The following is a 20,053-nucleotide window of genomic DNA, read 5'->3' on the forward strand; positions in this document are numbered from 1 at the left end:
CATGCCCCCACGCCTGAGGGCGATTTCAACCGACGCCACCATAGACGCCGAAGGCTGGTCGGTCCCCCAGCCAAATAGCCTCCGCTTACGCCGGGTCGGACAGAATCCGGTGTGCGGCATCGAAAATTCGCCATCTATATGCCATACGCCCAGGTACAGCAGCGGAATTTCACCGGCTGCCCGGTGCAACCCTCTCCACTCGGAATTCAGCGCTCCTCGACCGGCATTCGATCGTCGGCCCGTGCGGGCGCTCTCGCCGGTGTCAGCCGAGTCCCGCCAGCCGGAGCAGGAGGTCCTTCACCTCCACGGCGGCGACGGTGCCGCCGACCTCGTCGGGCCGGGAGCACAGCAGAAGCGGACCGTCCTCGGGGCGGTCGGGGAGCCGGCCGTGGCTGCCGCGCACCGCCGTGGGGTCCAGCGGGACGACATCCATCCGGTAGCGCATGCCGAGCTTCTTGCGGGCCAGGGCCTTGGCCGCCCTGACCTTCACATAAGGGTCCAGCGGGTCCATGAACAGCTCGGCGGGGTCGTATCCCGGCTTTCGGTGGATGTCCACCAGACGCGCGAAGTCGGGGGCGCGTTCGTCGTCCAGCCAGTAGTAGTACGTGAACCATGCGTCCGCTTCCGCGACCGCCACGAACTCGCCGGCCCGCGGGTGGTCCAGGGAATACTCCTTCTTGCCTGCGTCGCTGAGGAGTTCACCGACTCCGGGCAGCCCTTCGAGCACCTTCCGCACCCCGGCCATGTCCTCGGCCCGCCGCACATACACATGTGCGATCTGATGGTCGGCGACCGCGAAGGCGCGGGAGGTCATGGCGTCCAGGTACTCCATGCCGTCCTGGGTGTGCACTTCCAGGAATCCGGCGCGGCGCAGCGCCCGATTGATGTCGACGGGCCTGCCGACCGAGGTGATGCCGTACTCGGAAAGAGCGACGACGGTGCGGCCCTCGGCGAGCGCCTCGTCGAGCAGCGGGGCGAGCGCTGCGTCGAGATCGGCGGCGGCCTGCGCCGCGCGCGGGTCCTCGGGGCCGTAGCGCTGCAGGTCGTAGTCGAGATGCGGGACGTACGCCAGTGTCAGATCGGGTCGTCGTGTGCGGTTGACGTACCGCGTCGCGTCGATGATCCACTTGCTGGACACCAGGTCCGCTGTGGGCCCCCAGTAGTTGAACAGCGGGAACGTGCCCAGCTCGTCCGTCAATTCGTCATGCAGGGCCGGCGGCCGGGTGTAGCAGTCCGGCTCCTTGCGGCCGTCGGCGTAGTAGACGGGACGCGGCGTGACCGTGTAGTCGGTGTCCACGCCCATCGCGTACCACCAACAGACGTTGGCCACCGTGTAGCCGGGGTGCAGGCGGCGGGCCGCGTCCCAGAGCCTGTCGCCGTGGATCAGCCCGTTGTGCTGACGCCACAGGAGGATGTCGCCGAGCTCGCGGAAGTACCAACCGTTGGCGACGATGCCGTGCTCGGCAGGCATTGTCCCGGTCAGAAACGTGGCCTGGACGGAACAGGTGACGGCCGGCAGCACCGTGGCCAGCGATGCCTGCGAACCGCGGTTGCCGAGTGCCTTCAGCCGGGGCATGTGATCGAGGAGTGCGGGGGTGAGGCCCACCACGTCCAGGACGAGCAGGGGCGTCGGGTCGGTCGTCACTGCTGCTCCTTGAGTCCGAGCCCCGTCAACAGATCGCGGGCCAGGGCCAGCTCGGCGGCGATGCCGTCGGCGAGTTGCGCATCGGTGTCCGGACGTGCGCTCGCCGGCAGTGCCTGCCAGGTATAGGTCTCCACCTCGAAGTGGTGGCAACGCGCCGTGACGCCGCTGACCATGGCGGCGAGGGACTCGCACAGCACGTCGAGGGTGGAGTCCAGCGGTGCGGCGGGCGGAGCGTGCAGCGGTACGTGGAAATGAGCGCGCCAGGGCACGTCATCGGGCAGCTTTCCCTGCTCCAGCGCTTGGCCGAGGTCATCGGTGCCGTGCAGCACTCCGTCCGCCCTGGCGCGGGTCTGATGCAGGAACCGCGGCTCGTCGAAGGCGGCAAGCGCCCTGCGCACGGCAGGGTCCCGAGGGTCCTCGGCATGCAGGGCCGCGGAAAGCTGCACTTTGTAGGTGGGGATGCCTGCCCGGTCCAGGTCGGCGAGTACCGATGCGGGCTTCTCGAAGCTGGTCGCGAGGTGACAGGTGTCCAGGCACAGGCCGATCCGATGGCCTGGCAGGTCGGTGAGCAGGGCGAGGGCATCGCCGGTGGTCTCGACGACGCAACCGGGCTCCGGCTCCACGGCCACGTGGATGGAACGGCCGGATGTCTCCTCCAGCTCATCCAGCCGCAGGGCGAGTTCGGTCAGCGCCGTGTGTGCCGACTCGGCCGCGGCCTCGTCGAAGGTGGTGCGCCATGCCAGCGGCAGGGTGGAGATGGAACCTTCGCGGACGTCCGGCGGCAGCAGTTGGGACAGGATGCGGGCCAGTTCGAGGGTGTACTCAAGACGCCTCGGGTCGCGCCAGTCGGGACTGTAGACCCGGTGCTTGACCTCCCTGGCCCCGAAGCCCTGGTAGGGGAAGCCGTTGAGAGTGACCACCTCGAGGCCGCAGCGGTCCAGCTCGACGTGCAGCCGCTTCAGTGCCGCGGGGGAAGCGGACAGCGCACGGACGGATTCGCGCGCCAGCCACAGTCCGATGCCCAGGCGCTCGACGCCCAGGCGGCGGCGCACCGGTAGGCAGTGGGCGGAGAGCTGGGCAACGACGCCGTCCAGTGTCTCGGCCGGGTGGACATTGGTGCAGTACGCGAGGTGGATGTCCGAGCCGTCGGGGTGGGTGAAGCGCACGGCCTACTCACCCCCGCGCAGGACGGAGTTGCCCTCGTGGTGCGGCCCCGCCTTGGCGGGCTCCAGAGCGAGGCGGCCGCTCTGCCCGTAGAAGGCGACGGGGTTGCGCCACAGCACCTGGTCCACATCGTCCTCGCCGAAGCCTGCGGCGAGCATCGCCTCGCCGACCTTGCGGGTCTTCAGCGGATCACTCTTGCCCCAGTCGGCGGCAGAGTTGACCAAGACCCGATCGAGTCCGTACTTCAGCAGGACGGCGACCATACGGTGCTCGTCCATCTTGGTGTCCGGATAAACGGAGAAGCCGAGCCAGGCCCCGGAGTCCTTGGCGACCTCGACCGTGGTCTCGTTGAGGTGATCGAGAAGCACCCGGTCGATCGCGAGGTCGGACTCGGCCACGACGTCGAGGGTGCGTCGCAGCCCGACCGCCTTGTCACGGTGCGGTGTGTGCACCAGGGCGGGGAGCCCGTGTTCGGCGGCCAGTGCGAGCTGCGCGGCCAGCGCGGTGTCCTCGGCCGGTGTCATCGAGTCGTAGCCGATCTCACCGACGGCGACCACACCGTCCTTGACGAGGTAGCGTGGCAGTTCGTCGAGGACCGGAACACAACGCGGGTCGTTCGCCTCTTTGGGGTTGAGGGCGATGGTGCAGTGGTGCGCGATGCCGTACTGCGCCGCCCGGAACGGCTCCCAGCCGAGCAGTGCGTCGAAATAGTCGACGAAGCTCTCCGGCGAGGTCCGCGGCTGCCCCAGCCAGAAGGAGGGTTCGACCACGGCGCGAACACCGGACGCGTACATCGCCTGGTAGTCGTCGGTGGTGCGCGAGGTCATGTGGATGTGCGGGTCGAAGATGCGCATCAGGGTTCCTTCGAGGTCAGGGCGAGTGCGTGACGCAGGTCGCTCGGCAGGCGTCGCCCCGCGGCGGTCCGCTCGGCGGCGAAGTCCCGCAGCATGCGCCCCAGTTCGTCGTCACCACGGGCCCTGTCGGAGAACCCGGCGACCTCGGCCAGTGGGATTCCGGTGAACAGACACTTGAGGACGGCATGACGCCAGGCGTGGGCCCCGAGGTGTGCTGCGGCGAAGGGACCGACGGCGGCGGCGATGAGCCGGGTGTCGTTGGCGCGCAGCGCGTCCTCGATCAGCGGCACCCCCTCGTGCGGGGCGATCGGCAGGTGGGGCAGGGCGAGCAGGACAGCGCGTCGTTCCGCGCCGGTCCCCCGCTGGTAGAGCCGGACCACCTCGTCCGGGGTCGGCTGGGCGGTGTGGAGCAGCAGCACGCGGGCAGCCTCGGCCGCATCCGGCCCACCGCACTGCCGGCCGGCCGCTGCGAAGTACCGCTCCCATGCCGGAGCTGCCTGCGGCGCAGGTCGGTCCGGAGCAGGGCGGGAGGCTTCCCGCACCTGCGCGAGCGCGGTCGTGAGCCAGGCAGCGCTGTCGGCTCCGAGGCGGGTCCGCAGTTCCTCTTCTGTGATCAGCATCCGGAGCTCCTTCCGCCGGCCGGGCTGGGATGGCCACGGTGGGCCGGGCCGGCCGTTGCGGTCAGCTCGCGCAGGAACCGCAGGGAGTTTCGGGCGAGCTCGGGCCCGGCGTGCGAGTGGCGGGGTAGTTCCACCACGGTCAGCCCCTGGTACCCACAGGCGTCCAGCGCGGCCAGTACCGCAGGGAAGTCGATCTCACCCTCGCCGAAGGGGAGATGTTCGTGCACACCTCGCCGCATGTCTTCGATCTGGACGTGTCTCAGCCAGGGGGCTGAAGCGGTGACACAGTCGGCCGGCGTCCGCGGCTCGAGGCACTGGCAGTGACCGATGTCGAGCGTGAGACCGAGTAGCGGATGGTCGTCGAGCAGCATACGCAGCCGGTGGAAGTCGGCGAGGCACTCCACCAGATGACCCGGCTCCGGCTCGACGGCGAGCGGCACCCCGGCCGTGACCGCCGCATCGAGAACCCGCTCCAGTCCGTCGCTGAGCCTGTCCCACGCGGCCCCCTCGCCGGTGCCCACGGGCCGGACGCCGCTGAAGCAGTGCACCGCTTGCGCGCCGAGGTCCGCCGCCACCTTCACCGCGGTGACCAGCAGATCGGTCCGCATCGCCCGTGCCTGGGGATCCGGGTCGAGCAGGGTCGGGCCATGCTTGCGACGCGGGTCGAGCACGTAGCGGGCACCGGTCTCCACAGTGACGCCGAGGCCGAGCGCGGCAAGCCTGGAGCCGAGACGGCCGACGCGGCCGGCGAGCCCGGGACCGATCGGATCGAGGTGCATGTGATCGAGGGTCAGGCCGACCCCGTCGTAGCCGAGTTCTGCCAGGAGGCCGAGGGCGTCGTCGAGCCGCAGATCGGTGAGACCGTTCGTGCCGTATCCGAGGCGCAGGCTCATGTGGGGCTGACCTTCCGTGACAGTCGGCGGGCCAGGGGGGCGAGCCCGGAGAGCCACACCGCGGCGACCGGCGCTCCGGAGCGTGCCGCGAGGGCTGCCTGCAGCGGTATCAGCGCGCGGATGCCACCACCGACGGCCTTCTGGGTCAGGGGCGGTGACGGGTTGAGCGCGGCGTGCAGGTACGGCGTGGCCGCCGTCGCCACGTACGCGCCCGCGAGGGCGGCCCGAACGTGGTCTCCCGGCGGTCGTGACGACGTGTCCGGTGCGTCAGCGGGTCGTACGGACCGCCGGCCGTTGCGGGGATCCATGCCGATCAAGGCCCCGAGGGCGACCGTCGCACCGAGCGCGGCGAGCGGCCTGCCGGACGATCCCCCCTTGGTCTCGACACGGGAGACCGTGGTGACGGCGTAGGTGTGCGCGCCGAGTGCGGCCGCGGGAAGCAGGGAGCGGCGCAGCGCCCGCGCGGTGTCCCCTGCGGCAGTCCTGCCCGCGGTGGCCGCCGCTCCCAGCAGCAGGTCGGCCGCGCGGGCCGCGGCCATCGTGGCCGCTCCTGCCGGGGTGTGCTTCAGCCGCAGGTCATACGCCCAGACGAGGCCGGCCAGAGCGGTGGCGCACAGTGCGGCCGGCCGGCCCGCCGTGCAGGCCAGGCCGAGCCCTGCGGCGGTCAGACCGGTGGCCGCCATCAGCGCGTGGGCCGGGGCGACGCGGCCGGAGGGGATGGGCCGGTGCGGGCGCTCGGCCGCGTCCTCCCTTCGGTCCGCCCAGTCGTTGAGCGCCATTCCCGCCTCGTACAGGCACGCGGAGGCTCCGACGGCGAGGACGGTCCCGGCGCCGAGGGGCAGCCCGCTCGCCGCGGCCCCGGCCACCGCGTCACCGGGCACGGTGCACAGGGCCGGGACACGCAGGAGCTCGGCCCAGTCGCGGGGCGTTCCCATCAGGCGGCCCCCAGTCGTGCCGCGAAGGCGACGAGGGTTTCGTACTGCTCGGCCAGAGCCGCGGATCCGCCGTCCGGGTCCTTGAAGTAGAAACCCAGTTCCGGCAGGCTCCCGGAGATTCCGGCCTCGTGAGCACGGGCGGCCAGGCGGGCCAGGTCGAGGACGAGGGGTGCGGCCAGTGCCGAGTCACAGCCCTGCCAGATGGTCTGCAGGATCATTCTCGAGCCGAGGAAGCCCTCGAAGGCCACGTGGTCCCAGGCCGTCTTCCACTCGCCGAGCACCGGCACGTCGTCGATGTGCACATCGCCCTCGGGGAGCACACCGAGGTTGTCGGCGAGAACCCGGTTCTTGCCGGCGTTCTTCGCCGCTGCGGCCGCGGAGTCGGCGAGCGCCGCCCCGTCGCCACCGCCGAGGAGATTGGTGCCGGACCACGCCAGTACGGAGAGTGCCCGCTGCCGGAACATGGGCGCGAGCACAGCCCGCAGCAGCGTCTGTCCGGTCTTTCCGTCCCGGCCCGCGTACGGCACTCCGGCCGACCGTGAGAGCTCCTGAAGGACCGGGTGCCGCACCCCTGCCGAAGGGGTGAAGTTGACATACGCGCACCCGGCGCGCAGGGCTGCCGCGGCGTACAGAGAACTGGCGGGGAGCCGGGGGGCGTCGTCTTCGGCGGCGGGCTCGGTGGAGGCGACATTGATCACCACGGTCCGGGCCACGCCGGTGCGGCGGGTGAAGTCTTCGATGTCGGCTGCGAAGGCCTCGATCAGCGCCTCGTCATCGCGGGGGTCATCGGCCAGTGGTCCGCCAAGACGTATCTCTCGGTCGGCGGCGCCGAGTTGATCGTGCACCGCCTGCGCGAGTCCAGGCGTCAGAACGCCCTGTTCGGTCAGTGCTTCGGCGCGCTTGTGCAGCTGCCAGTCGACGGTGTCGTGGCCACCGAAGACGAGGCTGGACAAGGCAGGCAGCCCAGCGGCTGCGAAGGCGTGGGTCTCGGTGACCATTCCCGTCGGGGGGCACAGCCCTGCCACGAGCGCTGCGCACCCGACGACGGCAGTGGTGGCGACGGAGCCGCGGGCGCCGATGAACCACACGCCCGTGCCGGGTGCGCTCTCGGGTGCGGGGGGTACGGACGTATCGACGTGTTCGGACACGGAAAGCCTCCGTAGAGTACGTGAATTACCGTGTGGACAGAGCGCTGCCACAGGTGTTGGCGTCTTGGGTCCAGTGCACTCCGGGAGGGGACCAGGCAGCGTACCTGTCGAACGTCGAGCCACGTCTTGGACCGGCGACCACGTCGAGATCAGGGTCGACTGCGAGGATCGCCTGGTGCAGTCGCTGAAGTTGCGGTGAAGGCTCCACACCCAGCTCCTCGATCAACCGCTCCCGCATCTTCCGGTAGATGTCCAGGGCCGACGCCTGCCGGCCCGACCGGTACAGCGCCACCATCGCCTGCGCGTGCAGGCCCTCGTGCTGGGGGTGGCGTGCGGTCAACTCGGTGAGTTCGGCGGTGAGTTCCGCATGCCGGCCCAACCGCAGATCCGCGTCGATGCGTCGCTCGACGGTCACCAGCCGGGCCTGCTCCAGGCGCAGGACTTCGATCGCCAGGACCGGGCCCCGTCGCACATCCACCAGGGCCGGCCCCTGCCATAGGGTGAGCGCTTGCCTGAAGCAGCGGGCCGCCCGCTCGTCCTCCCCCGCGTCGAACGCCTTCTGACCTTCGGCGGCCAGGTGCTCGAACGTCTGCGCATCCACGGACTCAGGTGACGTGCGCAGCAGATAACCGCCATGTCGGGTGGCCAGAATCTCCTTCGCCGCCCCTGCTGCGTCGGGCCCCATCGCGGTGCTGAGGCAACGGCGCAGTTGCAACATGTATGTCTGCAACGTCGTCATCGCGCTCCGCGGCGGCTGGTTTCCCCAGATCTCCTCCATCAGCGTCGCTACGGACACGACACGGCTCGGGTGCAGCGCCAGCAGGGCGAGAACCTGTCGGGGTTTTCCGGCCGTCGGGACTATCGACACGCCGTTCACGGCGGCATGTAGAGGCCCCAGAACCTTGATCTCCATTGCTTCCTCCGCCAGTCGCCGGGCCATCTCTGAAGCCACACGCCATCGGCGAGCTGGCACGCCGGGCCGGGAAACCACCGAAGTCACCGGTTGTTCGAGCGCACGTCGAGTGGGCCTCAAAGATTGCACGGAGTAAGAAAACGCCAATGAGAATGAGCAGGACAGGAATCGGGCAGCGCGTTGAGGGCGTGCAGAAGCCGGGTGCGCGCGGACCGTGCTCGTTGCACGAGCACACACTCTGATCAGCTGCTGCGGACCAGGCGCTCGGAGCGTGCGACGGCCGACCGGCCGAGCGTGGCTTCGGGCCCCGCCATGAGGATCAGGCGCTGAATCCGCTGCAGTTCGGCGGACGGCTCGAGTCCGAGTTCTCGGACCAGCGTGGCACGCAGGTGCTGATACACCTCCAGCGCCTCGACGCGCCGCCCGGATCGGTGCAGGGCCAGCATGAACTGGGCGTGCAGGTTCTCGTGCGCCGGGTGGCGGTTGACCAGAACAGTGAGTTCGGCGAGGAGATCGCGATGCCGGCCGAGCCGAAGCTCCGCACCGATGCATTGATCGATGGCGCAGAGCCGGATCTCTTCCAGGCGCCTGATCTCCATGTGGAGTTGTTCACCGGCGTGCACATCGGCGAAGGGTGGCCCGGTCCACAGTTCCAGGGCCTTCCTCAGCTGCCGTGCCGCTCCCTGAAGGTCTCCGGCGTCCGCGGCACGGTAGCCCGCACCCGCCAGCTGCTCGAACTCCCTTACGTCGCTGCTTCCTCCACCACTGTCGAGCAGATAGCCGCCCGGCACGGTGGCCAGGACGGTTTTGGCCGTACGCCGCACACCGACCCGGGTCCGCCCCCGCTCCAGCGCCATGTCGATGAGTTCGCGCAGCTGAAGTATGTAGGTCTGCAGGGTGGTACGCGCACTACGAGGCGGAGTACTGCCCCACAGCTCCTCGGTCAGAGTGGCGACGGATACCGGACGATCGGCATGGAGCGCGAGCAGGGCCAGCAGCTGGCGCGGCTTTGGCGCAGTAGGTGTTATAGAGACACCATTCTCCTGTATGTCCAGTATGCCCAATACCTCGATGTTCACGCGGTCTCCCCCTGTCCCGTGTGCAATGACTCTGAGGCCGTGGCAGGCACTGGCCCGCAGCCTAAAAACCGCACTAACGGTCTGTCAATACCAAACCGCTTGACCTGTATCTATTTTGCTTCGAGCCTGTCAGCGTCGCACCTGTATCCCAAATATGCCTTTTGTATAGCCGTACTCGAGGGTACGCGAGCGGCCAAGACCCCCCTTCGCGGCAAGTGATCGACACGATCGGGCCGCAAAGGTCGGAAGCTAACAGACCGTAGGGTCTATTCTTGACCCGCCGTCACCCTACTCCGGCCCCTTGCGGCGCAGGTCACCGCCAACCGGCTGGGGCCCGGTAGTGTGCGTTGCGCTGCCACCAGCGCCAGCCGACGGGGGACGGCTTGCCGTCGGACTCCCGTACCTGCCCGTACACAGCGAGCAGGACCAAGGTGAGGGCAGCCAGTTCTTCCTCGCTGCCCTCTCCCCGCTCGACGCGGATCAGGACCGACTCGCCTTCGCGGCCACTCATCGAACCTCCATCGTGAGACGGCGCATGCCTGCAACTCGTTGAGAATCGGGTTTCTCGTGAACGTGGCGCCCGGGCGTGCGCCCATAAGTTCTGCGTGGACGGCGGTGAGCGAGCCGGCGAGGCCGGGGACGATCAGTGCGGGCGCATCAAGTCGTCGTCGAAGCCGACGGTCGTCCGGTCGGGGTGACGGCGGTGGCTCCGGTTGTCCTCGCACGGCCCTGCCACGGCACTGATCGCCACATCCACACGACGAAGAGCTCCCGACCCGGGGACAGGCCGGTGGTCATGCTGACAGCGGTCTGTCAGCGCCTTTTCGGAGCCGGTGCCATCACCCCCGGGCCATGCACTCGACAAGGGGAGGGGTGGTCATGCCGGCTCCTGGTGCCGGTAGCCCCGTTGCGGGACTACGCAGACGGTAGTGGGGGGATCGCCTGCAGCAAACGTAGCCACCCACTCTGGAGCTCACCTCAAGCACCGTTTGAATGTCGGGTGACTGAGACCTTCACGGACCGAGGAGCCTTGTGCATCCACGCAGGAACGAGACGCTCGTCAGCCGGACCGTCGCCGCCGCTCACGCCTGGCCGACTCCCGCCTCGACCAGTGCACTCACCAGCAGCTTCTCACCCTGAAAACAGCACGGACGGTTTGCTCCGTAAGGTTTCAGCGAGGTTTTGGAAGCGCTCTTTGCCGCCCGTATCGGACCAAATGCTCCGTGATCATGTCCGAGTGCATGTGGCACGATCGCAGACGGGGATTGACGCGCGATAGTCAAGATACCAGGTATGCGGTTTGCTAAAGTTTCCACACATCGTCGCGCCCCGTGACTCCTAGGGAGTGCGCGTCAAGCGATTTTCCAGATCTCAGGCGTCCGGCAGGAGGGTGCGATGGCGAGGCAGGTGCGGGCGGTGCGCACACGGCAGGCCCTGATACTTGCCGCAGCAGAGCTCTTCGCAGACGACGGGTACGCCCTGGCTTCCCTTCCTGCGATCTGCAAGCGGGCCGGCGTGAGCACAGGTGCTCTGCACTTCCACTTTCCCAGCAAAGATGCGCTGGCCAGGCAGGTGGAGGACTCGGCGACGGCCTTTATGAAGAGCATGGTCGCACAATGTCGCTCCGACGCCGACAGGCCGCTGCAGTCGCTGGTACTGGCCACGTCCGGTCTGTTGTCCGCCATCATTGACGATCCTGTGGTCAGGGCGGGAGTGAAGCTGTGCGGGGACCCTTCGCGCAAGAACGGTGCCGAAGTACTCAGGCTCTGGCACACCCTGGTCTGTGAGCTCGTGGTACAGGCACAGCTCGGAGGCGAGTTGGGGGACGTTCCGCCCGAGGTCGCCGCCTCGGTGATCGTGTCGGCCACCGTCGGATTCGTGATGCTGCGCGCGTGGGACAGCGACTGGCTCTCGCCCGAACGTCTGGCGGATTTCTGGGACCTCCTGCTGCCCAGGCTGATGGCACCGCCGGAACACTGAATAGGTGGGTCCGTCCCCATTCGAACTCGCTGCACGCTTCGGACGCTGCGCGGAAATCCCCAGCCCAGAGGCCATTCACTACTCCGTTCAGCGACTGAAGCGACTGAAGCGACTGAACTTCTGCATCTATGACGCCGCGTGCACTCGCCCATGCTCCGGCATTGTGGGGACTTGAGTCGCTTCAGTCGCTACAGCGGGTCGCGGGTAGCCGAACAGCACTTCGTGCCCTCGATCAGCCGGTGCAGGATTCCGGTTCCTGGGCGTGGTGTTGTTCGAGGCTTCGCTGCTGGATCTGCGCGGTGCTGCTTATGAGCGTCCTCGTGGGTGGAACGGGCGCTGGGCACCTGCGGACAGAGCGGATTCGATGATGGCGAGGTTGCGGCGCTCTTGGTGGGGGCGGGCGTGCCGTGCCGCCTCCTCCAGCAGGTCACGGACCTCCGCCTCGGTCAGGTGCCCACCGTGGACCAGACCACCGGCAGTGTAGGCCGCCCGGTTCAGTTTCTCGGTGAAACTCGCTCCTTCCGGGGTTGCCGCACACGCCGCCACCTCCTCCAGGAGCGGCTCCAGGACACGGGCCGCCGCCCGGGGAGCGCGCCGTCGGGACGCTCGGGCGGCAGGGAGGACCGGGGACGGGTCCTTGGGGCGCGGCACATGGCCGGTGCGGGCGAGTTCCTCAGCGAGCCACTGCGGCAGCGGAGCGGGCCTGCGGGCGTCTCCCACGGGCGTGTAGCAGCCGGCGCTGGTCCGGGTCGCGGGCGCGACGATGTAGCCGTTGTCGGAGCGGACGTCGACCTGCCAGGCCAGGGCTGTCTTCGGGCTCGATCCGGTGGACGACCGATAACGGGTCTGCGGATGCGGATTTCGGTACCAGATGTGCAGCCCCCCGGATGGTGTTCGTATGCGCAGCGTCTCCTCGTCCTCGGCAGGACTGGGCACTCCCCGCAGCGCGGCGAGCAAGGCCAGCGTGTCGAAGCCCGTGGCGAGCCCGGCGAGATTCACCTGCGGCCCGATCGGGATGCCCGGCAACAGCCGGGATCGGTCCGGGACTTCGGCGGCGTGTGCGTCCACATCGATGACCACGAGATCGGCCGGCCCGCAGGAGACCCCCACCCCGAATCGTGGCTGTGCGCCCCACCAGGCGTCGATGCGCTCCAGGGACGTGGTGGCGGCGTGGAAGCCGTGGCACCACCGTCCGGCCTGGATGCACGAACAGGTCGCCGGGGCGTGCCGGTCCTCCTTGCATGCCTCGCAGTTGGCAGCGGGCGTCTTCTGCCGGGGAGCCAGCGGATGCACGGGCCAGCCGGCCCTGGCGCACCACCGGGCGACAGCGTGGGGCTGCTCAACGGTCCTGGACGGGTCGGTCGAGCTTGTCGCAAGCTGACGCGGCACTACTTGTCCTTGGTCACGGGGCTGAGTCGTCACCGCTCAGTCCCTGGTGAAACCGCTGGTCAGCGGGTGTCTCACAGTCCAACGGGGCTAAAGGGCTGAGCATTTCATACTGCGGTGCCGACACTAGCGCACGCCCCGCGTCTCGTGGAAACACCGTCCGCCGCTGCTGGGCGGGCACGCCGACCAGCCAGCCGTCGACGATGGCGCGCAGCCGGGCCCGCCGGGCCCGCCGGCCCGCGATCACGAAAGTGCAGGTGGGACAGTCGCCGCGGGTGCGGTGAGCGGTCGGCCAGCAGCCGCGGCGGCGCCGCACAGCGAGGGTGGCGGACGCTGGTGGTCGTACTACGACGAGGCCGAGCAGACGAACGTCACCGACCTGGACATCGACCACATGGTCCCTCTCGAGGAGGCGTGGGCCAGCGGTGCCTTCGCCTGGACGTCGGAGCGCGTGGAGGTGGCGTTCGACGTGCAGGTAGCCGTTCCAGCCGACCAGCACCGCTGCGAGTCCCACGAAGCTGTGCAGCAGTGCGATCAGCTCGGGCATGCCGGTCATCTCGACGACCCGGGCACGCCACAGGCCGATCGCCGCACCGATCGCGGTGGCGCCGACCAGCAGTCCGAGGCCGACCGCCCAAGTTCGACAAGGCCGACTACCGCGAGCGCCACGCGGTCGAGTGCGGCATCAACCGACTCAAGAGACACCGGGCCGTAGCCACGAGATACGACAAGCTCGCGGTCCGCTACGAGGCAACCGTCCTCGTCGCCGCGATCAACGAATGGCTGTGACCATCGCCCCTTCGTGGTCAGGCCTGCAGTCGCATCTGGTCCTTCTCCGTCACTGCATAACCGGGCACGGACGGCCACCGAACCGTCAGCACCACCGACTCTTCCTCCGCGAACCATGGGTGATCGACTCCGCGCCCCCACACGACGTAATCACCCTGCTGTTCCAGAAGAACGCTGCGGCCGGGGAGCTCAACGCAGAAGCGGCCACTGATGAGTACTGGGAGAGCTGTGCGTTCCTTGCTCTTCACCCACTGCGATCGCTCATCGCCACGGGGGTGGACACCCCACTTGATCTCCACGGCCTCGCTGTGGCGCGGATCGCCAACGTCCTTGAAGTGCCCCAGGAGCCATCCCCGGTCCAGTGCCGCATCCTTGCCCGCGTTGCCCACGTACACGCTGTCATGCACGTGGCCGGACGCTAGACGAGTCTTTCCGAATGCCTGAGGGCGCGAAGAGAGGGTGTCCGTGATCGTTTGTGACGACGAACCTGGACACCCTCGTGACCGCACTGTACGTGAAGATCGACGACGAGTACGCGGGCATCGCGCGACTGTCGGGCCGGCCGCCGAAGCTCAGCCACTCGGAGTTGCTGTGCCTGGCGGTCATGCAGGCGATGCTCGGCTTCCACTGCGAGGCACGCTGGCTGCGGCACACCCGCGAGCACTACCGGCACCTGTTCCCCTTCATCCCGCAGGATGCCGGCTACAACAAGCGGCTGCGGGCCGCGCTGCCGCAGATCAAGCGGGTGATACGGGTGCTCGCGAAGGACACCGACTTCTGGCACGACACCGTGTGGCTCACGGACTCCACCCCGGTGCCGTGCGGGATGTCCCGCCCCACAGTGAAACGTTCCGAGCTAGCGGGCTGGGCTATCTACGGCTACTGCGCGTCGCATTCCTGGTTCTTTTGGGGGCTTCGGCTGTACCTGGTGTGCACCCCGGCCGGGATGCCGATCCTATGGGCCCTGGCCGATCCAAAGCTCGGTGAGCGCGAGGTGCTGGCCGCGATGTTTTCCAGGTCGCGACGGCGTCCTGCCTGTCGGAGTGCGCGATCACCAGCACTCCGTGCGGGTCCACGAGGACCTGGCCTCTGTCGGCTGGAGGGGTCCGGCCGGCCCGATGGTTACGGCGTGGAGAACAGGCCGGGCCCCGGGGGCGAGGGGCCGTCGGCGCGGACGCCGTTCGTGACCCGCAGGAACTCCAGCTTTTCCGCATCGGCGGAACCCGCGGCCACGGTGTAGACGACGAGGCGGACGTCGCAGCCCGGGACGGTGAGCACGTCGCAGTCGCATGTCACCTCGCCGACCTGGGGGTGCACGATGGTCTTGCGGGCCGAGACGTGCGGTCCGACCGCACCCTCGTCCCACAGCCGGGTGAACTCCGCACTGCTGGAGCGCAGTTCCTCGACAAGGTCGATCAGGCCACGGTCACGGGGGTAGTCGACGAGAGCCGTGCGCAGATCGGCGACGAGGGCGGGGCCAAGGGCGTCGTCGTCCTGGAGCACGGGCCAGGCCGCCAGCCCTGAGGGCCCTGCGGCGAAGACCGCCCGCACCAGGTTCCGCTCGACGTGTGTCCGTGCGCTGGGGTCGCCCAGCAGCACCGCCCATGCGGGAGTCCAGGACAGCAGGGTCCAGTCGGCACTGAACACACCCACGGGGAACTCGCCGAGGCGCGCCAGCATCCGTTGGACCCCCGCCGGCACATGCGTGGAGATCATCCCTTCCTGGGGCGGGAGGAGGCCGGCCAGCCGGTAGGCGTGATCGCGCTCCATGGGTTGCAGCTGCAGTGCCCTGGCCAGGCTCGCGACGACCTGCGCCGAAGGGCTCGTGGCGCGCCCCTGCTCCAGCCGCACCACATAGTCGACCGACAGCCCCGCGAGCTCGGCCAGTTCCTCGCGTCGCAACCCCACCGCACGTCGTCCGGGCCGCGAGGTCCGCCCGATGTCGAGGGGAGAAAGCCGGTCGCGCCAGCGGCGCAATGCCGTGCCCAGGGTCTCGTCCACCCGACCATTGTGTCCGCCGGACAGCCGTTGTGCCTGGTACTGGCATTCCTACCGTCGCAGAGGGTACTGGTTGTCCTCTCGTCACGGGCCGAGGGTGAACGCATGACAACAACCTTCATCACAGGAGCCAACAAGTCCCTCGGGTACGAGACCGCCCGCCGCTTGATCGAGGCCGGCCACACCGTCCTCGTCGGCGCTCGCGATCCAGAGCGCGGCCAGGCCGCCGCCGACGTCGGGGCTCGCGAGGGGGGCATCGACGTCCTGATCAATAACGCCGGCGTCCTCGGGACGCACAGCCTGGCCGACCAGATCACGGCCGCTGACGCCAGCGAGGTGTTCGAGGTCAATGTCGTGGGGATCGTCCGGGTGACGCACGCGTTCCTGCCTCTGCTGCGCAAGTCCGCGAGCCCGGTCATCGTCAATGTGTCCAGCGGCATGGGCTCGTTCGCGGCCACCCACGACGCCGGGCGCGTCGAGGGCCGGGCCATCGCGCCGCTCTACACGGCGTCGAAGGCTGCCGTGACCATGCTGACCACGCAGTACGCGAAGTCCTGGCCGGACGTGAAAGTGAACGCGGCCGACCCCGGCTACACCGCGACCGACTTCAACGGGCACAGCGGCCCGCAGACAGTGACCGAGGGGACCGACGCGATCGTCGAACTCGCCACCATCGGGGCGGACGGACCGACCGGAACCTTCCGTGACCGTCACGGTGAGATGCCCTGGTGATCCACCTCTGAATTCGGGGCGTGCCGGCACGGACGAGGGAGACCCCGGCAGCCCCGAGTCTCTCCCGGCACACTCGGCGATCCGCCCACACCACACTGACTGGCCGGTCGACCCCTTCGACCGCCAGAGGCCCCTCCACAGCAGGGCCTCGCGCGAGCACATTCGCGCGATGAACTTGAAAGGAAAACACCATGTCCGATCTCGAGCAAACCCTGCAACGCATCGTCGATGAGAACGAGATCAGAGATCTCGTCGCCCGGTTCGTCGACACCTGCATTCTCGGTAACCATGACGGCTTCCGCGAGCTGTGGGCCGAAGACGGCCTGTGGGAGATCGGAGCGCCGTTCAATGCTCGCATTGAAGGCATAGAGGCGATCGTCGACATGCTCCACAGGCTGCGAGACGAGCGCACCTACTTCACACAGTTGATCCCCACTGGCGTCATCGAAATCGACGGCGACCGGGCTAGCGCACGCTGGCCCGTTCGAGAGGTCGCTCAGGGCCCCGGCGAAACCTACTACGACAACCTGGCGATGTACTTCGACAGCTTCACCAAGATTAACGGTGAGTGGAAGTTCGCCCGGCGCTCCTACAAGTACATGTGGCTCAACACCGAGCCCTTCGCGGGCACCGCGTTCGGAACCCCCAGTGACGACTGACGCGCACGCTTTCCCTCCCCATCCGCTCTCAGCGTGATGGGGAGGCGAGTCATCACCGGCGTCGCTCGAGAGCCGAATTCGCCCTGATGGCTCGGGCCACCGCCAGCGCGACCGAAGCCACGGACGGGGAGTTGCTCGCGCCGCTGCCGCACAGGATTGTGGCTGTGCGTTCGTCAGCGACATCCGCTAGGAATAGATCCGAGGCGCCGTGACATGGCTCGCTGATCGGACACAGCCCGCTGCTGTCCGAGGCGCCCCCGGCCCTGCGAGACAGAGGGGGCGCCGTGGGCTTGACGCCTGCTACCCGCCGAACTCCCCGGCGACTCAGGGCCTGTGTGATGTCGTGATCAATCGGCTGCTTGCAAGAGATCTCCGAGCCAGATCATCGAGGCGCGGAGTTCGAGGCCGGCGAAGTAGCTCTCGGGCGTCTTGTCGAAGCGTGTGGCGATGCCGCGCCAGTGATTCAACCGTCGGGGCCAACACCAGCACACAGACCAGCACCGCGGGCGGCTACCACCAGGAAGCCTTCACCATCGACTGGGACCACAAGAAGGTCACCTGCCCCGGCGGCGCCACGAACACCACCTGGAACAAACGGCTCTCCCAGCAAGGGCTGCCCGTGATCCGGGTGCGGTTCTCCGTGCTGGACTGCCGGCCCTGCCCGGTGCGGCGCCAGTGCATCAACTCGCCCACCGCCGAACGCCGCGAACTGCGGCTGCGACACCACGACGAACACCACGCGCTCCGCACGGCCAGAGCAGAGCAGCAGACCGATGACTGGAAGGAACGCTACAAGATCCGGGCCAGGGTCGAGGGCACGATCTCCCAGGCCGTCCAACGCTGCGACCTGCGCAGGGCCCGCTACCGCGGCTTGGCCAAGACCAGTCTCCAGCACCGGCTCACCGGCGCCGCCATCAACCTCGCCCGCATCGACGCCCACCTCACCGACACACCCCGAGCCCGCACCCGCACCCGCCACTTCGCAGCACTTCGCCCCGCCGAGCACCATCTCAACGGGGCGAAGTGATCAGGAGCCCGAATTAACCAACAGCGTCCTGGGCATCTTCGGGCCCCCCGTAAGCACCAGGGTCTACAGCCAGGAGGACAGAGCCTCAGTCCCCTTCAGTCCCTGCGGGAAAAGTGCAGGTCACCGGTCCTCTAACCCATAGACAGGGACTGTAGGGACCCAAGTTCCCCATTATGAGCTGCTCCACTTCATTTCTCGCGGGGGCGGGCGCGCGAACACCACTTGTCTCACCAGCCAGCTGATATATAGGGAAGTTCGGTCCCTTCAGTCCCTTACCTTGAGCGCGGCACTATGCTGAGCTGCGGAAACACCGATCTCCCCAGGGCAGGGACTGAGTCCCTGCCCTCAGCCACTCCGCCACTTCGGCCTGCCGCTGACACACTCGCCCGCTCCGCCCGGACCCGGCACAGCACGGCAGCGTGAGAAGCACTGGCCACCTGCTCATGGGCCAAGCTGACGAACATCCGCACCGGCCGTCACCTGCGGCGGCAGCAACTCGGCGGAGCCCGCAGCCGATCACCGAGCAGCACCCCCTCGCTGCGCCATGCAGCAGCCTTGCAGCACACAGCAGCGCCCCGGACCAACCGTGGTCCGGGGCGCTGCACAGGTGCTCGGGAGGCCCCTACGCCTCAACGTACGCCACGATAACCACGGTGCGCAGGGCGGTGACGTAGTAGATGACGCGGACGTCGTCGACGTCGTCGGCGTACTCGCGTAGTTCGGGGTGGGAGCCGGGAATCGGGCTGCCGAGGTCGGGGGCGACGGACAGCGCGGCCAGGGCGCGGTCCAGGGCGTGGATCTCGGCTTCGTCGGTGATGGCTTCGATCTGCTTGGCGGCGGAATCGGAGAAGAAGATCCGCGCGCGGCCGCGGGCGTGCTGGGCCATCAGGCGACGTGCCCGCGCCGGGTGTGCAGCTGGGCAAGCTTGGTCTCGCGCAATTCCTCCCAGGGGACGCAGTCCTCACTGGCGGGCAGGCCGTTGGCGGCGATGTCCTCCAGGACGGCGGCGACCTGGTCGGCCTGCTCACGCTTGCGCGCGGCGTACGCGCGCAGCGCCTGCGCGCCCTCGGGGGTCAGCGGCTCACGGCCCGGTGCCGGCTGTGGGGCGTCGTAGTCGCTCATTATGAGGCTCCTGCTCTGCTGCTTGGGATTTACCGTAGCGTCCGTCGGTCCCGGGCACTCCGCCTGGACGAAAGATGCCCCCGATCAAGGCCTGCCCAGCGCGGGTCAGTGGCGCTCGAACCGGGGTGCCGGGTGGCCGTAGTCGGCGGTTTTCATGTGGTCGCAGACGGGCTCCCGCGGGGTGAAGGCGGCGCCGGTCTCCCGGGCGAGGACGGGGAAGAAGCGCTGGGCCTCGGGTGACTGGCCGGTCGTCGTCCAGTGGTAGTCCTCCGCTCCTCGCATCGCGCGCAGCACCAGGCGTCGCCCCAGGCCCTGGCGGTGCCAGTGGTCCGCGATGGAGATCTTCGCGATGTGGCCGCGCCGGCATGCAGAGCAGGTGTTGCCACGACAGCACCGCCGCGTCCCAGCCTGTCCGGTCGCACACGCGCAGGACCTGGAAGCCCCCGTCGCGCCCTGCCGGGCAGTACAGCCACAACTGCTGCCGGAAGGGATGCCAGCGAAGTATCCGCTTCCATTCCCGGTCGGTTAACCCCTCAGGCATTTCTGCTTCCTTCTAGAAGGAGACATCGAAGTAGTCGATGTTGTTGAGGCTGACTTCGAGGTCCTGGGCGCGGCGGCCGCCGTCCTTGAAATACACCTCCTGCAAGCCTTCGGCGACGATGTCCCGCATCTGCTGGTCGCCGGCACCCCGGTCGCGGGCGTCGAACAGGCGGCGCGCGTACTCCGGCGGGAGGTGGACGGTCAGGCGGCGGAAGCGGCCGTCGTCGGTGGTGCCGATCGGTGCGGTGTAGCCGAACTGGGCGCGTGTCTCGATGGTGATGCCCGTAGCGGTGGCGGCCTGTTTCTGGCGCCGCTTGCGGACCAGGGGCTGCCAGCGGGCCCGTACGGCGGCGTCGATCTTGTCCTGGATGTGTTTGGGCGGGTGCTTGCGGGCGCCGCGCCGGTAGCGGTTGACGGAGTCGGCGGTGATGCCGAGTTCCGCCGCGACGGCCTTGGCCGTCTTGAGCTGCTTGAGCAGGTAGCCGATCTGCCCTTTGAGGGTCTTGGGCGGTTCGCGGGTGAACGCCTCGCGGTCGGCGCGCTCCAGGGCGTCGTCGATGTCCCCCACG

Annotated in this window: 21 protein-coding genes and 2 pseudogenes; 5 read left to right on the top strand and 18 right to left on the bottom strand. The window is 68.6% G+C overall.

The features are described 5' to 3' along the window. Positions 1-262 precede the first annotated feature (262 nt). The 10 genes from ACFVJQ_RS33215 to ACFVJQ_RS33260 form a co-directional block, all read right to left on the bottom strand. Complete coding sequence (locus ACFVJQ_RS33215) at positions 263-1,645, bottom strand: alkaline phosphatase family protein (protein WP_385789300.1); 1,383 nt, start codon at positions 1,643-1,645, stop codon at positions 263-265. Beyond that, positions 1,642-2,811: a metabolite traffic protein EboE gene (gene eboE / locus ACFVJQ_RS33220; protein WP_385516018.1), complete on the bottom strand. Its 1,170-nt coding sequence runs from the start codon at positions 2,809-2,811 to the stop codon at positions 1,642-1,644. The genes ACFVJQ_RS33215 and eboE overlap by 4 nt, the downstream gene beginning before the upstream one ends. A 3-nt stretch (positions 2,812-2,814) precedes the next feature. Further along, entirely contained in the window at positions 2,815-3,663 is an 849-nt protein-coding gene (locus ACFVJQ_RS33225) for a TatD family hydrolase (protein ID WP_385516019.1), read from the bottom strand. Continuing rightward, complete coding sequence (locus ACFVJQ_RS33230; RefSeq protein ID WP_385516020.1) at positions 3,663-4,283, bottom strand: EboA domain-containing protein; 621 nt, start codon at positions 4,281-4,283, stop codon at positions 3,663-3,665. The genes ACFVJQ_RS33225 and ACFVJQ_RS33230 overlap by 1 nt, the downstream gene beginning before the upstream one ends. After that, positions 4,277-5,176: a sugar phosphate isomerase/epimerase family protein gene (locus tag ACFVJQ_RS33235; RefSeq protein ID WP_385516021.1), complete on the bottom strand. Its 900-nt coding sequence runs from the start codon at positions 5,174-5,176 to the stop codon at positions 4,277-4,279. Before ACFVJQ_RS33235 ends, ACFVJQ_RS33230 begins: the two co-directional genes overlap by 7 nt. Beyond that, positions 5,173-6,111: an SCO3242 family prenyltransferase gene (locus ACFVJQ_RS33240; RefSeq protein ID WP_385516022.1), complete on the bottom strand. Its 939-nt coding sequence runs from the start codon at positions 6,109-6,111 to the stop codon at positions 5,173-5,175. The genes ACFVJQ_RS33235 and ACFVJQ_RS33240 overlap by 4 nt, the downstream gene beginning before the upstream one ends. Next, positions 6,111-7,259 carry an inositol-3-phosphate synthase gene (locus tag ACFVJQ_RS33245; RefSeq protein WP_385516023.1) on the bottom strand — a complete coding sequence of 383 codons (1,149 nt, stop codon included), beginning with the start codon at positions 7,257-7,259 and terminating at the stop codon, positions 6,111-6,113. The genes ACFVJQ_RS33240 and ACFVJQ_RS33245 overlap by 1 nt, the downstream gene beginning before the upstream one ends. 25 nt (positions 7,260-7,284) lie before the next feature. Further along, positions 7,285-8,172, bottom strand: coding sequence for a BTAD domain-containing putative transcriptional regulator (locus ACFVJQ_RS33250; protein WP_385516050.1), 888 nt, complete (start codon positions 8,170-8,172; stop codon positions 7,285-7,287). 242 nt (positions 8,173-8,414) lie between these two features. Then, positions 8,415-9,251, bottom strand: a complete 837-nt coding sequence (locus ACFVJQ_RS33255) for a BTAD domain-containing putative transcriptional regulator (RefSeq protein ID WP_385516024.1) — start codon at positions 9,249-9,251, stop codon at positions 8,415-8,417. Positions 9,252-9,564: 313 nt separating this feature from the next. Beyond that, entirely contained in the window at positions 9,565-9,762 is a 198-nt protein-coding gene (locus tag ACFVJQ_RS33260; protein ID WP_385516025.1) for an acyl-CoA carboxylase epsilon subunit, read from the bottom strand. 884 nt (positions 9,763-10,646) lie between these two features. Between ACFVJQ_RS33260 and ACFVJQ_RS33265 the strand changes: the two genes are divergently transcribed. Beyond that, complete coding sequence (locus tag ACFVJQ_RS33265; protein ID WP_385789304.1) at positions 10,647-11,231, top strand: ScbR family autoregulator-binding transcription factor; 585 nt, start codon at positions 10,647-10,649, stop codon at positions 11,229-11,231. A gap of 306 nt (positions 11,232-11,537) precedes the next feature. Here ACFVJQ_RS33265 and ACFVJQ_RS33270 read toward each other — a convergent pair whose 3' ends face one another. The 3 genes and pseudogenes from ACFVJQ_RS33270 to ACFVJQ_RS33280 form a co-directional block, all read right to left on the bottom strand. After that, positions 11,538-12,524: a bifunctional DNA primase/polymerase gene (locus ACFVJQ_RS33270; protein WP_385516027.1), complete on the bottom strand. Its 987-nt coding sequence runs from the start codon at positions 12,522-12,524 to the stop codon at positions 11,538-11,540. A 412-nt stretch (positions 12,525-12,936) separates the two neighbouring features. After that, a pseudogene (locus ACFVJQ_RS33275) lies at positions 12,937-13,236 on the bottom strand (NAD(P)(+) transhydrogenase (Re/Si-specific) subunit beta); the annotation flags it as partial. Positions 13,237-13,423: 187 nt separating this feature from the next. After that, positions 13,424-13,813, bottom strand: coding sequence for a signal peptidase I (locus ACFVJQ_RS33280; protein ID WP_385789306.1), 390 nt, complete (start codon positions 13,811-13,813; stop codon positions 13,424-13,426). Positions 13,814-13,881: 68 nt separating this feature from the next. Between ACFVJQ_RS33280 and ACFVJQ_RS33285 the strand changes: the two genes are divergently transcribed. Further along, complete coding sequence (locus ACFVJQ_RS33285) at positions 13,882-14,646, top strand: hypothetical protein (RefSeq protein ID WP_385789308.1); 765 nt, start codon at positions 13,882-13,884, stop codon at positions 14,644-14,646. On the opposite strand, the gene ACFVJQ_RS33290 is transcribed toward ACFVJQ_RS33285, so the two are convergent. After that, positions 14,529-15,407 (bottom strand): helix-turn-helix transcriptional regulator, encoded by an 879-nt coding sequence (locus ACFVJQ_RS33290; RefSeq protein ID WP_385789310.1) that lies wholly within the window; start codon positions 15,405-15,407, stop codon positions 14,529-14,531. The two genes, ACFVJQ_RS33285 and ACFVJQ_RS33290, sit on opposite strands and share 118 nt — an antisense overlap. Before the next feature lie 102 nt (positions 15,408-15,509). Here ACFVJQ_RS33290 and ACFVJQ_RS33295 point away from each other — a divergent pair, with 102 nt between their 5' ends. The 3 genes and pseudogenes from ACFVJQ_RS33295 to ACFVJQ_RS33305 all read left to right on the top strand — a co-directional run. After that, complete coding sequence (locus ACFVJQ_RS33295; RefSeq protein WP_385789312.1) at positions 15,510-16,136, top strand: SDR family NAD(P)-dependent oxidoreductase; 627 nt, start codon at positions 15,510-15,512, stop codon at positions 16,134-16,136. A gap of 191 nt (positions 16,137-16,327) precedes the next feature. Further along, positions 16,328-16,795 carry a nuclear transport factor 2 family protein gene (locus ACFVJQ_RS33300; RefSeq protein WP_385789313.1) on the top strand — a complete coding sequence of 156 codons (468 nt, stop codon included), beginning with the start codon at positions 16,328-16,330 and terminating at the stop codon, positions 16,793-16,795. Positions 16,796-17,264: 469 nt separating this feature from the next. Continuing rightward, a pseudogene (locus ACFVJQ_RS33305) lies at positions 17,265-17,822 on the top strand (transposase); the annotation flags it as partial. A 622-nt stretch (positions 17,823-18,444) separates the two neighbouring features. Here the strand turns inward: ACFVJQ_RS33305 and ACFVJQ_RS33310 are convergent. The 4 genes from ACFVJQ_RS33310 to tpg form a co-directional block, all read right to left on the bottom strand. Next, positions 18,445-18,708, bottom strand: a complete 264-nt coding sequence (locus ACFVJQ_RS33310; protein ID WP_385789315.1) for a type II toxin-antitoxin system RelE/ParE family toxin — start codon at positions 18,706-18,708, stop codon at positions 18,445-18,447. Then, positions 18,708-18,944, bottom strand: coding sequence for a hypothetical protein (locus ACFVJQ_RS33315; RefSeq protein WP_385516031.1), 237 nt, complete (start codon positions 18,942-18,944; stop codon positions 18,708-18,710). Before ACFVJQ_RS33315 ends, ACFVJQ_RS33310 begins: the two co-directional genes overlap by 1 nt. A 105-nt stretch (positions 18,945-19,049) precedes the next feature. Continuing rightward, positions 19,050-19,226, bottom strand: a complete 177-nt coding sequence (locus ACFVJQ_RS33320; RefSeq protein ID WP_385789317.1) for a hypothetical protein — start codon at positions 19,224-19,226, stop codon at positions 19,050-19,052. A 271-nt stretch (positions 19,227-19,497) separates the two neighbouring features. Then, positions 19,498-20,052 carry a telomere-protecting terminal protein Tpg gene (gene tpg / locus ACFVJQ_RS33325; RefSeq protein WP_385516033.1) on the bottom strand — a complete coding sequence of 185 codons (555 nt, stop codon included), beginning with the start codon at positions 20,050-20,052 and terminating at the stop codon, positions 19,498-19,500. Position 20,053: the final 1 nt, after the last annotated feature.

It is taken from the genome of Streptomyces sp. NPDC127197, assembly GCF_042672405.1.
GTDB classification, from domain to species: domain Bacteria; phylum Actinomycetota; class Actinomycetes; order Streptomycetales; family Streptomycetaceae; genus Streptomyces; species Streptomyces flavusporus.